The sequence below is a fragment of the Oceanobacillus sp. B139/18 genome (assembly GCF_055524595.1).
Genome location: NZ_JBVFXI010000004.1, coordinates 1 through 14257, shown reverse-complemented (window position 1 = coordinate 14257; position 14257 = coordinate 1). Strand labels below are relative to the sequence as shown.

The 14257-nt window shown below is 35.7% G+C and carries 10 protein-coding genes; 2 read left to right on the top strand and 8 right to left on the bottom strand.

Annotated features, from left to right (window positions below; genetic code table 11):
* Positions 1–13: 13 nt before the first annotated feature.
* From ACZSMY_RS12760 to ACZSMY_RS12735, 6 genes are all read right to left on the bottom strand, one after another.
* Positions 14–883, bottom strand: a complete 870-nt coding sequence (locus ACZSMY_RS12760) for an AraC family transcriptional regulator (RefSeq protein WP_256705553.1) — start codon at positions 881–883, stop codon at positions 14–16.
* Between the two features lie 220 nt (positions 884–1103).
* Complete coding sequence (locus ACZSMY_RS12755) at positions 1104–3089, bottom strand: glycoside hydrolase family 127 protein (protein WP_465147848.1); 1986 nt, start codon at positions 3087–3089, stop codon at positions 1104–1106.
* A 190-nt stretch (positions 3090–3279) separates the two neighbouring features.
* The gene (locus ACZSMY_RS12750; RefSeq protein WP_256705551.1) at positions 3280–4662 is read right to left on the bottom strand and encodes an MFS transporter; all 1383 of its coding nucleotides are present in this window, start codon (positions 4660–4662) and stop codon (positions 3280–3282) included.
* A 233-nt stretch (positions 4663–4895) separates the two neighbouring features.
* On the bottom strand, positions 4896–6320 hold the full coding sequence (gene araA / locus ACZSMY_RS12745; protein WP_193062509.1) for an L-arabinose isomerase: 1425 nt from the start codon (positions 6318–6320) through the stop codon (positions 4896–4898).
* A gap of 40 nt (positions 6321–6360) precedes the next feature.
* Entirely contained in the window at positions 6361–7056 is a 696-nt protein-coding gene (locus ACZSMY_RS12740) for an L-ribulose-5-phosphate 4-epimerase (RefSeq protein WP_193062507.1), read from the bottom strand.
* 22 nt (positions 7057–7078) lie between these two features.
* On the bottom strand, positions 7079–8689 hold the full coding sequence (locus ACZSMY_RS12735) for a xylulokinase (protein WP_289584665.1): 1611 nt from the start codon (positions 8687–8689) through the stop codon (positions 7079–7081).
* Positions 8690–9050: 361 nt separating this feature from the next.
* On the opposite strand from ACZSMY_RS12735, the gene ACZSMY_RS12730 reads away from it, so the two are divergent.
* Positions 9051–10139 (top strand): GntR family transcriptional regulator, encoded by a 1089-nt coding sequence (locus tag ACZSMY_RS12730; protein WP_193062503.1) that lies wholly within the window; start codon positions 9051–9053, stop codon positions 10137–10139.
* 426 nt (positions 10140–10565) lie between these two features.
* Here the strand turns inward: ACZSMY_RS12730 and ACZSMY_RS12725 are convergent, their stop codons facing one another.
* On the bottom strand, positions 10566–12047 hold the full coding sequence (locus ACZSMY_RS12725; protein WP_193062501.1) for a peptide MFS transporter: 1482 nt from the start codon (positions 12045–12047) through the stop codon (positions 10566–10568).
* A gap of 646 nt (positions 12048–12693) precedes the next feature.
* On the opposite strand from ACZSMY_RS12725, the gene ACZSMY_RS12720 reads away from it, so the two are divergent.
* A complete protein-coding gene (locus ACZSMY_RS12720) occupies positions 12694–13914 on the top strand; it encodes an RNA polymerase factor sigma-54 (protein ID WP_289584664.1) in 1221 nt (406 codons plus the stop codon).
* A 24-nt stretch (positions 13915–13938) separates the two neighbouring features.
* On the opposite strand, the gene ACZSMY_RS12715 is transcribed toward ACZSMY_RS12720, so the two are convergent.
* The coding region (locus tag ACZSMY_RS12715) for a dihydrodipicolinate synthase family protein (protein ID WP_465147847.1) at positions 13939–14257 on the bottom strand (319 nt) is incomplete at its 5' end.

The window sequence follows — 14257 nt, the reverse complement described above, 5'->3', positions numbered from 1 at the left end:
TTGATCTGAAATATCAACCGTGACTTTCCAGTTTATTATCCTCTCCTATAAAATTCTGTCCTTCTTTACGATACTGGGAAGGTGTAAATGTTGTATAAATTTTAAACAAATTACTGAAATATTGGCTCGTATTGATTCCGACATAGTTCGCGATTTCTGTTACAGGTATATCCGTTTTAGTGAGCAACATTTTAGCTTTTTCCATTCTTACTTTTGTAAGGTATTCGTTGATTGTTATTTTCATCATTTTTTTGAAAATACGATGCAAATAGCTAGGATGCAGGTGGACAAGATTCGCTAAGTCACAGGTTCTGATCTCGTAATCATAATTCTCATGGATATAAGTTAATACTTGATGGATAATCCATTCATTTGATTGACCGATTTGCTGCATTTGTTCTTTACGGCTTTTGGCTACACTAAGCAATAATTGAATAAATAAAATATCAATCTGCAATCTATTATCGGAATTCTGCAAATCCAGCTCCAGCACCAAAGAACTGAGGTGACCATAGATATGTCCACTGTCCTTCAAAATGAAATAATCTTCGGAGGCAGTAAGCATCTCTTTAAGACTCTGGTCATGATGCATTAGATTATGGATGGAAGTAAAATGCTTCATGTTTTCTTTCCATTCGAATTCTACATTAAGCATTCTGCAAGGGTTCTTTTTTTCAACAATTAGCCGATGCGGCACATTCCCATAGATAAAAATATACTGTTGTTTTCGTAACTCGACCTTTGTATTGTTTATTTCTATCGTACACTTCCCCTTAATGACGTACATAATCTCGATTGCTTTGTGTTTATGTATTTCCATATTATACTCTTGCCATTCTTTAAAATAATAATAGACAGCTTCAGGAAAAGTGTTCTCTTTCATCCCTTTACCTCCCTTAGAAACTTATTCGTATTGCTGGGTATATTAAAGCTTCCATACCAAAACCAAAGATTGAAAAATAACGTAACCTCTTGTATATCAAATTTGATAAAATATATAACCATTTCACACTTTGTTTCTTATAAGGGATATCTGAATAAACTGGGAAACATAAAGCTACTTTATGTTTCCCAGTTTATTTAAACAATGTGTTGTAACCCATTTATTCATGCAGCCAAACTGTCATTTCCCCTTCATCGCGATTTGCCCAAGCGTAGTATGGTATCATTGTCAGTTTACTTTTCTCACCTTTTGGTTTGGTATCAAAGGTATACAAATCATCGACTGTATTTTGTAATCTGGTTACATCTCTAGTCGTAATAACATTAACACCGCCCAATAAATCAGGATGATATGCCACTGTAAATTCCGGGTTTACTTCGAGTTGATAATCAAACAATTTAGATTGGTTATCGGTTTCTTCAGCACAATAAACAACTGGGCCACTTTGAAGCGCAACTTTGTTGATGTTTTCTTTTACTTGTCGATTTGCTCTAACAATATGAACTTGCATATCAAGAGTGAGCTCAATGGTTGTTTCTGCGTCTTCAATATTGAAATATACAATACCTTCCTCATCAGATACTTTTACTTTTTTGTCGTTTACAATTATTTCAAAATGATCTTTACTCCAATTTGGAATACGTATTGCAAAACGAAATTGAGATTTTTCTGGATTACTAATAGTAAACGTTACTTCGCCATTCCATGGAAGATTGCTGTCTTGTTCAATTTTAATATTGTTGCTAAATTGAGTAGAATTTGCAATATATTGATGAGCTAAAATTACATCGTCTTTTACTTCGTATAAATATCGATCAACTGAAGCTACCAGCCGGGCAATATTGGCTGGGCAACAAGCTGTACCGAACCAGGCTTGGCGACGTGTTAATACATGTTTTTTGTTTGGATCCAATACACTTGATTTAGGATCCGCTTCTAATGGATTAACATAGAAATAATGCGTACCATCCAGAGACATCCCGCTTAATGCTCCATTAAATAATTCCTTTTCAATGACATCTGCATATTCTGATTTAAATTCTCCCGCTAACATTTGTCTAGCAAAAAACGTCATAGCCACAGAAGCACAAGTCTCTCCATAAATCGTATCGTTTGGCAAATCGTAATCAAAAGTAAAGGCTTCACCAGATTTTGTTTGACCAACATTTCCTGTAATATACATCTGCTTTTGAGTAATGTTTTTCCATAAACGATCTGCTGCATCTTGTAAATCTTTTTCTCCGGTAATACGGGCTAAATGAGCTAAACCGGCACAGAAATAAACACAACGAACAGCATGACCATGTGCATCATGTTGGCACGTTACTGGTTTATCAGAAAAGTAATAACGTGTTCCAAATTCCTTTAATTCTGGCCAAAAGGCATTGTCGATACCATCAACCACATTTTGCTTATCAAAAAATTCCGGGTCCTCTCCACGTTCTCTAATAAAGAAATTAGTTAATTCCAAGTATCTATCATCTTTGGTAATTTCCCATAAACGCATCAAAGCCAATTCGATTTCTGGATGTCCATCATATCCAGAAATTTGATTTTCTCCATATCCAAAAATTTCATAAAGATGATCTGCCATTTTTTTCGCGATTTCTAAAGCAGTATGATTATCAGTAACTTCATAATAAGCAACTCCTGCTTCAATATAATGACCCATTGAATAAAGTTCGTGCGATTGATCTAACCGCTTGAATTTTCGTTCAGGCATATCGATTTGAAAAAGCGTTGATAAATATCCGTCTTCCTCTTGTGCTTGAGCAATTAAATCCACAATCTCATCCGTTTTCTTTTGCATCTCTTCATCCGGAAAGTATTCCAGCGTATAAGCAGCCGCTTCTAACCATTTATAAACATCTGTATCTTGGAAATTCATTCCTTGATGCTTTTTTCCTTTTGAAAGTCCAGCAGCTATTTTTAGATTCTCTATTGCATGGCTTTTTAAGTCATCATCGTAAAATCGTTCATCTGTAAAGGCATCATTTGCTATTTCCACATCATTTTCATCGCTTAGCGTTTCATATTGATAAGGTATAACTATCTCAGCAACCAAATCACGATATCGCTTCCAAAACGGTGAAGTAACTTCTACCTTCTCCAATTGCATTGCATTTGATTTAATATTTTTTGTCACGGTACATTCTCCTCTACTTTTATTTTCATATACTTAAACTTTATCCTATTTACGCTTTCTTCAATTTTTTTAATGAGACAAATAGTAAGCTTATCACCTTCTTTGAAATGTGGTATCATACGAATCCGCTTTCATATACCTAATAGTATAATATTGGTTTAATTGATTTCTTCTAATCTTCTTAGTCATTTCATTGGTGTCTCTCTTGTAAATCCTTTTTTATTTTGGATTCTTGTTTTTCAAAACGTCTATAGAAAATCATAGGAATTATAGCAATAATACTTATAATTACTGGCAGCCAAATAAATGAAAATTTAATTGCACTCAGTGAAGCTGCACTTTGAGCTTGGTTCGCTACAAATCCAGACGCTTCCATAATAAGGGATGGAATAAAACTGCCAAAACCAGATCCTAATTGAATACAGAATGCTCCCCCGATAGCAGTTAAAAATCCTGTGGCTCTCACACCATTTTTCCACTCTCCATAGTCAACCGTATCTGCCAGCATAGCAAATGGCATGGCAATCGCAATAGCAAAGCCGAATATTGCAATGACCCAGCTTATCATTATAAGAGGTATACTATGTTCAAAAAATGCCATTAAGGTTTGTCCTGCAATACCAATTAGAAAACCAATAATCATTGTCATATGTTTATTTGCAATTTTGACAAGAAATGGTGTTAGCAAGGTTCCTAACATTCCTAATATGGTTAATCCATTAAATATTGCAGCTAAATTAGCATTTCCAAGATTGTATTGAGCATAGTATACAGACATACTAATACGACTTGTCTGCGCAATCCAGAAAAGAATGAACGAACCAATTAAAAGGAACCACGGCCAGTTACGATATGTTGCACGAATACTTTTTTTTAGCGGTATTGGTTCTGTATTATTCGTATGTCTTTCCTTTAAATTTTTAAAAGCAAATAAAAGTAAAAAAATCGCCAAAATCGCTAGAATACCTATAGCTAAAGGGAATCCAATTCTGTCATTTCCTTGCCCCACTAGACCTACTAATGGTAATACAGCGCTACCTGCAATAAACGCACCTACGTTTCCGCCAATCATTCGAAATGTATTGGCCGCGACTCTTTCGTTCGAGTCTTTAGTCAAATTAGGCAAAATTGAATTTATCGGTGTTTGGATTCCGGTATATATGATTCCTGCAGCTAAAATGTACGTTATAGCAGCATACCAATATTTCCCTGTGTCTGGTAAAGTTGGCGATAAGAACGCCAACACTGTAGCAACACCAAATGGAATTGCTAACCAAAGAAAGTATGGCCGACTTTGCCCCCACTTTGTTTGCGTATGGTCAATAATGATTCCCCAAACTGGAGCACTAATTGCATCAACAACCCGTGCAATCAGTAAAATCAATCCTGCAGCAGCCACGGAGATTCCAAAAACATCTGTATAAAAATACATGATATAAGTTGTGATAGTGACATATAGCATGTTACCAGCTAAATCAGTAAATGAATAACTTATCTTCTCAGATAATGGTAACTTATCTGTAGTTCGGTTTTCTTCTGCTTGTGTAGTCTCTATACTTTTTTCCGCTTCCATACTTATTCTCCTTTTCTTAAATAATTTTCTCTCTCTAGTTTGAATTCTTGAATTAACATAGAAACTATTATTTAACCAGTGTTATGTATGTTGATATTGTCATAAGCTTTTCCTTCTAGATATTATTAGTATTTTTTATTATGCTCACTACTGGTTAATGTTTTTAGAAGTTTACTGACGATGCTTTTTTTGTACTCCCCAAAGAAGCTAAGCTTCCTCGGGGAATAAAAGTATTATTTAATAATGACATATTCTAAATCAACAAGCTTCGCATAGTTTACAATTTGTTCTGTTGTTAAATTTAATGAAACAACGGTATGATGCCCGCCGCCATTCTCAATCCAAGCTTTTACCCCATCATGGAAATTCGGCTTAATGTTCCAAAGCACACGCGCTACCGGAAGTTTTGGTGCTGGAAATTCAGGCTCAAACATAGAAACTTCATTAATTAAAAGTTTGTAATGCGTACCAAAATCCGCCATTGAAACAACTACGCCATCCCCTGCTTTCCCATCAAACACTAAACGGGCTGGATCTTCTTTATTGCCAGGTCCTAAAGGAGAAACAATGATTTTAGGCTTATTACCAGCTAACGTAGGATCTACTTCCAACATATGTGATTGCAGAACAGATTCTTTACCCGCAGCTAATTCATATGTGTAATCTTCCATAAATCCAGTCGATTGGTTATTACTCATTACCTTTAATAAACGGTCAAGAGCAGCTGTTTTCCAATCTCCTTCACCGGCAAAACCATATCCTTTTGCCATCAAACGTTGAACCGCAAGACCAGGGAGCTGTTTCATACCATATAAATCTTCGAAATTCGTAGTGAAAGCATTATATCCGCCATCATCAAGAAAACGTTTAATCGCGATTTCATAGCTTGCTTGCACCTTAACACTCGCTTCCCAATCTTCCTTACTATAAGCGCCATACTCAAACTCATAAAGATCTGCATACTCTGCTATTAAAGCGGCAATTTCTTCATCCTTCACCTTGTTCACATATTGAACAAGGTCTCCAATCCCAAAATAATCAACAGTCCATCCAAATTGAATCTGTGCTTCAACCTTATCTCCTTCTGTTACTGCAACATTACGCATGTTGTCACCAAAGCGGGCAACTTTAATGTTGAAGCTTTCATTAAAAGCAACGGCTACATTCATCCAATCGGCAATTTGTTTTTGCGTTTCTGAACGTTTCCAGTGCCCTACAATAACTTTATTCTGCTTATTTAAACGAGCATTGATAAAGCCGTATTCGCGATCTCCATGAGCAGATTGATTTAAATCCATAAAGTCCATATCAATCGTTTCCCAAGGAATACTTTCATTGAATTGTGTTGCTAAATGAAGTAATGGTTTTTGTAATAACTTCATACCATGAATCCACATTTTCGCAGGAGAAAATGTATGCATCCATGTGATGATCCCGGCAACTTCATCACGATAGTTGGCTTCCTTCATCATTGCTGTGATTTTATCTGCGCTGACCGCTAAATCTTGTAATACGATGGGACATGGTAAGATGCCGCTTTCATTTAATTCATTAGTCATCCTTTGCGCATGCTTCTTAACTTCCGCTAATGCTTCTTCCCCATATAATTGTTGTGAACCTACAACAAACCAAAACTCTTTTTTTTCAATTGTTGACATATAAATCCTCTTTTCCTTATTTAATAAATAATATCAAGTATTAATTTTGTCCATAATACGCATTTTCTCCATGCTTTCGCAGATAGTGCTTATCTAAAATGCGCTGTGGTAATTCTTGAGCAAAATGATTTAGCTCTCGTGTAAATAAATTTAGTTTTGAAATTTCATCTAATACGACACTGTTTGTTACTGCAGTTTTTACATCTTCTCCCCAAGTAAACGGGCCATGTCCATGAAGTAAAACACCGGGAATTTCCAAAGCATCTAATTTGCGTTCTTTAAACGTTTCGACAATTACATGACCAGTTTCTGCTTCATAACCTCGATCAATCTCTTCTTGTGTCAAAGTACGAGCACAGGGTACAGAACCGTAAAATGTGTCTGCATGCGTTGTCCCCATTGCAGGGACATCCAGCCCTGCTTGCGCCCAGATGGTTGCCCAAGTTGAATGCGTATGTACAACACCGCCGATTTGTGGGAAATGCTTATAAAGTACTGCATGAGTCAACATATCTGAGGATGGATTTAAATCTCCTTCAACAACATTACCGTCTAAATCAACAACAATCATATCGCTGGCTTTCATCGCTTCATAATCAAGACCACTCGGTTTGATAACAAATAAACCGTTTTCTCTATCGACTGCACTGGCATTTCCCCATGTGAATTTAACGAGTCCATGTTTAGGTAATTCCAGGTTGGCTTGAAACACTTCTTCTTTTAATTGCTCTAACACATTAACTCCTCCTGTACTTCACTTATGAAGTCAAATTGTCAACTGCTGCCTGTTCAATAACTAACCCTTTCTTATATCGTTCCATAAATATCTCAAATCCTTTAACGTCCGATTCTTCAGGATGTATTTCCTGTTCTTCCACGTCTGTGAATACTTTTTCATCTAGAAAATCTTCTAAGCTCTCTGTTGAAGTCTTATGTTTCATATAAGCAGCAAGAAGTGCCATTCCCCATGCTCCTCCTTCTCCAGCTGTTTCCATAACAGAAACAGGTACATTCATTGCTCCAGCGATAATTTTCTGTCCAACAACAGGAGTCTTAAATAAACCGCCATGAGCTAATAAGCTGTCAATTTCTATTTTTTCTTTTTGTGTCAATGTATCCATTCCTATTTTCAAAGCACCAAATGCTGTAAGTAGATGTGTACGCATAAAATTAGCTAAATTGAAATTGCTTTCTGATGATCGGATAAACAGTGGCCGTCCTTTTTCAAGACCTGTAATGTTCTCTCCCGATAAATATCCATAGCTGAGCAACCCGCCGCCATCTGCGTCTGCTGCTAGCGCTTTATTCAACATGATTTCAAATATCTTTTGAGTTTCAGCTTTTTGCCCCATCGCTTCATAAAATTCTTGAAATAAGCTAATCCATGCATCGAGATCACTTGAGCCATTATTCGTATGAACCATTGCAACAGGAGCACCAGCTGGTGTAGTTACCAAATCAATTTCCGGATACACTTTTGAAAGTGACTTTTCTAATACAATCATGGCAAAAACGGAAGTACCCACAGAGATATTCCCTGTACGTTTTCTTACACTATTCGTAGCGACCATTCCAGTTCCAGCATCACCTTCCGGAGGACAAAAAGGAATTCCAGACTGCAGATTTTGTGATTTATCGAGAATTTTTGCACCGGCTTCCGTTAATCCCCCAGCTTGGTCACCAGCTGTATATACTTCAGGAAGAATATCTTTTAACTTCCAAACGTATGCTTTTTTCGAAATTAGTTCATCAAATTTCGCAAGCATTGCTTCATTATAATCTCCCGTTGATTCATTCACTGGAAACATACCTGATGCATCTCCAACTCCGATTGCTTTTCTCCCCGTTAATAACCAATGAATGTAACCCGATAAGGTTGTCATATAATCTATGTGGGCAAGGTGCTTCTCTTCGTCTAATATTCCTTGATAAAGATGCGCAATACTCCATCTTTCAGGGATATTAAATTGAAATTGATCCGTTAATATTTTCGCTGAAGTACCTGTTGTTGCATTCCTCCACGTACGAAATGGAACAAGTAAATCACCAGCTGCATCAAAAGCCATATATCCATGCATCATTGCCGAAATACCGATTGAACCGACAGTTTCAATTGTAATATCATAGTCTTGCTCCACTTTTTTTCTCATATTTTCATAAGCTGTTTGCATCCCGGTAATAATATCTGGCAAATTGTACGTCCAAAATCCATTTTTTAAGCGATTTTCCCATTGATGACTTCCAGTTGCGATGGTTTCAAAATTTTTACCGATTAATACTGCTTTAATACGTGTTGAACCGAATTCAATTCCGAGAGAAGTATCACCTCCCTCAATTATTTGTTTAATAAATTCTCTACCTATTTTCATACTATTTTCCTCCCCTCCTCCCAGAGAGCGCTTTCAACACACTTTGTAATATAAAACGCTTTCTATTTATTAATTATATTATATTTTCAGTACGTACAAATGTCAACATTAAAAATAAATATACGTACAAATAAAATTGAATTATATATAATAATGTGAATAAATTTAAATAATGCCCTTATATAGCTCGTTTCATGTTTTAAATTTAATTATATAAATCTATTTCGCATTAGTTTCTTTAATAAATCTATTAATTTAAGAACATTCATTTTAATTCTTTTAAAGTCATGGTAAAATAAGTACATACAAATATCTATATAACCAAATCATTACACCAACAAATATGAAAGAAGTGAATGAAATGAAACCAAAATATCAGATCATCACGGATGAAATTAAAAGTAAAATTCTTTCAGGAGAATTTAGCGTTGGGGAAAGAATTCCTACCGAAGCGGCTATGCAAAATCAATATCAAGTCAGCCGTGATACCGTTCGCAAGGCTATTTTAGAATTATCAAATGAAGGTTTCCTAAGAAGTGAAAAAGGTTCAGGTACTTATGTCAGCAACCAATATCAATCAAAATCTGATCGAGCATCAAATAATAAAATAATTGGTGTTATAACAACTTACATCTCTGACTATATTTTCCCTTCCATCATTCGTGGCATTGAAAGCAGATTAAACGAAGATGATTATTCTTTATTACTTGCCAGTACAAATAATGATGTTGAACAAGAAAAAAAAGCTTTGGAAATGATGATGTCCTATGGTGTAGATGGCTTGATTATTGAACCTACGAAAAGTAACCTGTACAATCCCAATATTGCTTACTATCTGTCGTTCAAGGAGCAGGGTATCCCATTTATTATGATTAATGCTTATTATGAGGAATTGGACGTTCCTTTTCTATGTCTTGATGACGTACAATCCAGCTATCTGGCTGCAAATGAATTGATTTCAAAAGGGCACACACAAATTGGAATTATTGCAAAAATGGATGATTTGCAAGGGAAGTATCGAATGAAGGGGTACATAAAGGCACTCGAGGAAGCTAAATTACGCTTCCAACCCAACTTAGTCCTTTCTTTCACCACAGAAACCAAGTCGGATTTATCTATTAACCTGCATCATTTTCTCAATGAAAATAAAGATATGTTAACCGCCATTGTTTGTTACAACGATGAGGTAGGTTTAGAAGTTGCAAATGTATGCAAGCAAATTGGTATTTCTGTTCCAGACAAATTATCCATTATCGGGCAGGATAATTCTTATATCTCACAAAACGCAAATATCAAACTGACGACGTTGACACACCCACAAGAGAAAATGGGACGTGATGCAGCTGACTGGGTGCTTAAGAAATTACAAGGACGGAAAAATTTATCAGAGGAAACATATTATCAACCAGTATTAGTTGATGGGGAGACTGTAAAAGATAAACTTAGCTAAAAAACTGACAATGCCGTTCCACCTTTTCATACTAGAAAAGACTGGGCTCGTATAGAAAATCTATGCATATCCAATTCAATAATTATCAACACGTTTAAAATGCAAATAATATCCGAAGTATATAATGGGCGAACAACCTTTCAAACATACCCTCTCATTTAAGTAGATTGTTACTTGAATCAGTTATTATATGCCAATATACGTACACCATTTTTGTTCACAAATAAAAATAGCCAAGTTAACCTTTGAGAATCTGTGAGGGATTATATCAGAAAAAACATAATCAATTTATTTGGTTCTTTCCTTCATGGAAGTATTAATCCATAATCATTAAAATAACCACCCCTCTGCCCTGGTAAGCAGTTGGGTGGCTATAAAAAAATTTGTATGGTTAATCACATGCGTGCAAAGTTCTATTCCATCCAATTACACTCTCTTTTTATAAAAAGAAGAGAAAAAGAACAATACTACACCTAGCAACACAGCAATCCCGCCAATAATTCCAAAGTAGAGAATCTCGGTTTCCGGGCTGTATAGTTTAACAATTTGCGCATTAATTGCCTGTGCCGATGCATTAGACAAGAACCAAAGACTCATTGTTTGGGCAGAGAATGCAGCAGGAGCCATTCTTGTTGTAGCTGCTAAACCGACTGGTGATAAACATAGCTCACCAAATACTACAATCAGAAAGCTGAGCACAAGCCATATTGGACTTACCAGCGTATCAGGACCTGCGTAAATTGCTGGAATGATCATGATCAAGAAAGATAGACCAGCAAAAACCAGACCTAGTGAGAATTTTTTATGCGTAGATGGCTGTCTTTTGCCAAGCTTCATCCAAAGTGCTGCAAATACCGGCGCTAACAGAACAATAAATAATGGATTGAATGATTGGAACCAAGATGATTGTAAGGAAAAACCGGCAAATGATAATCTTGTCCGCTCATCGGCATATTGTGCCAAAATAACCGCTCCTTGTTCTTGGATCGCCCAGAACACCATTGCTGCAAGGAACAGCGGAATATAAGCAAGTAAACTCTTTTGCTCCTGACTGGTTGTTTTCTTACTGAAATACATGACTAAAAAGTAAATAATCGGAATAATTATCCCTAATATACTAACTAACATGATAAATCCATCAATGGTTAAAATACCGTTAGAAATCAGAATAGCGCCTGCGATGATAACCACAATCGCGCTGATTCCCATTTTTAAAAATACAGATTTCTTTTCCTCCGGTGATAGAGGATTTGGTACATAAGAGCCAGCAAGACCTAAATATTTCTTTCTTGTAGCCAAGAAAATAATCAGCCCGACTAACATACCAAGAGCTGCTACTCCAAATCCTAAATGGAAATTATATTTTTGCCCGAGTGTTCCGACAATAAATGGTGCAATTAAACCACCAAGGTTAATCCCCATATAGAATATACTAAATCCGGCATCAGTACGCGGATCTTCTTTATCATATAAATCCCCGACGATATTAGATACATTCGGTTTTAACAGCCCTGTTCCAATAACAATTAAGCCCATTGATACGAATAGAGCTGTAACTCCTCCCGGAAAGGATAAGGCAATATGACCTGCCATAATCAATATGCCGCCATAAAAGACGGTGCGTTTCGTACCAAGCAAACGGTCAGCAATCCAGCCGCCGATAATCCCTGACATATAAACAAGCGAGCCATAAATAGCCATGATGGAAGCAGCGGTTCCTTTATCCAGATTCAGTCCGCCATCTTTAATCGCATAATACATATAGTAAAGTAAGATTGCTCTCATACCATAGTATGAAAATCTCTCCCAAAACTCTGTGAAAAATAATGTAAACAACCCTTTAGGATGTCCGAAAAAACCTTTTTGCGGAATACTCTTAAGGATCTCTTGTGGGTTCTTCGATGTCATAAGCTTTCTGTCCCTTTCTATTTATATTAATTTGTTTTTGCCATATATAGGCTTCCATATATTACGGAGCATCCATTCCAGCTAAATTGCTGCTCTTACGTAAATATTCAAACAATTAAAAAATACCCCGCCGTTTGGTTTCTAGATTACTGGAATCGTAAAACCGCCAAACAGAAGAGGTACCTGTAATTGATGAGCCTATAAGCAAATGCTGCATGAAATCAACTCAACTTTAAAAGAAATAAACGGATAAACCATTCATGTCATGCAAGTATGACAATGTCTTTCTTGCATTGCTTCGCTGTTATTTTCAAATATACCGCTAATCACTGTTTTGAAAATAAAGCCGTTTTTATACTTATTTTGGGTTCGTCAGGGTACTACTTCTTTTGTTTATTCCCGTGTATAAAAGTTGAATACTATATATCATACCACTCTGGAAGTTCGATGTAAATAAACTGGTAAATGGTTATTTTTACAATTTTTCTTCAAGCATGCATATAGCGCGAAAAAATTTCTATAAAAAGTATCAAATTACATCTACTTTTCTCTGTTTGACTTGTATTTTTAGAAAGGATAAAATTATCTTAATTAACAAATGTTCTTAATTTTTGTTTTCTTTAATCATATACAAGGGAGGGCTTACATGATTTCCATACAAAACAATGTAAACGCTGACATAAGTATCTCTTTAAACCATTACATCATTAACTCCATCCATCTCTTTAAATATAATCAATCTGATCTTTACAATTATATACAGAATAAATACAATGAAAATCCGTTGATTTGCATATATGAAGACAAAATCCCAATGTCCTATATCTCTAAAAAGCAGACTGATTCTCAACATATAATCGATGACATTCTAACCCATTTCCGCTGTATTCTTTATGCACAGGATCAGTTAACGATGGAGTTCATTCTTCATTCTCTCAATACCAAAGGTTTCTTAGAAGAAGACCCATATAAAATTTCTATTTATACTAAAACGCCAATAAATAGAGTGAAACAGTTGATTAACCAATTACAAACTTATGAAAATAAAGGCATCGGAACGCGGAATATGATAGATTTTATAAAATTCCAGTTAAAAAATAAGGATTTTTATAACGAAAAGCTATTTGATCTATTCTCAACTAACCTGGAGGAAATCCATCAAAATTCATTTAGTTTTCTAAAAGGTTCGCATGTGGAAGAAACTGAATTCAAAAAATACATAGATTTAATTACTGCTCATTGTAATTTAACCCCTTTAGATGCTGAAGAAACATTAAATATTTCTCCTGATGCTTCCATTGTATATGGAAAGAATGGATTACAGGTTATCATTCATGATTATCTTACTGGAGGCATTTCTTATGAACCGATATTAATCGACTGTAATAACCATCCATTCAACGCTGAGTTGGAAAAGTTTAAAACGGAATACGAAGAACTTATTTCTATTTTGAATGCAAGGAAAATATACTTAACTCAAGTAATTTCTATCATTGCAAATGTCCAATACGATTATTTAACTGGGAGAAGTGACTTTTTGAATGCTTTAGATCAAACAGATTTAGTTGAACAGACCAAACTGAGCCCCGCTACCATCAGCAGGTTACTCTGTAATAAATATATTGCTACACCTAGAGGAATCTTTTCAGTAAAAGCATTGTTGTCTAAAAAGAGTTATAAGAACCTATCTGTTAGTTATATAAAATACGTAATTCAAAATATAGATGGCTTTGAAACACTTTCAGATAATAAAATCTCGAGATGTTTAGCTGAGATGGGGATCTTTATTTCCAGAAGAACCGTAAACAAATATAAAAATCAAATACTGGGAAATATTAAAAGGACTAGTCCAAAACGTAAGGACTAATCCTTTTTAATTTGTTGGATAATTTTAATCGAGTTTCTCCATAAGCTCTTTCAGCTTTGTGATCTCTTCCTCAGTAAGTCCTAATCTGGGCTTTCTTGATGGCCCGCCATTTAACCCTTTCAACTCCATCGCCTTCTTCACTATTTGAACATACTTCCCGGAGTCCTCCAGAAATTCACATAGCGGCAATAAATCCTTATAAAGCTCCTTTGCCCCGTCATAATTCTTCGCTTTCACCAGCTCATACAGTCTTCCTGCACTATTCGGTACGATATTAGCTGCCACTGAAATCCAGCCAGTCGCTCCAAGGACAAATGATTCTAATGCAAGATCATCAGCACCG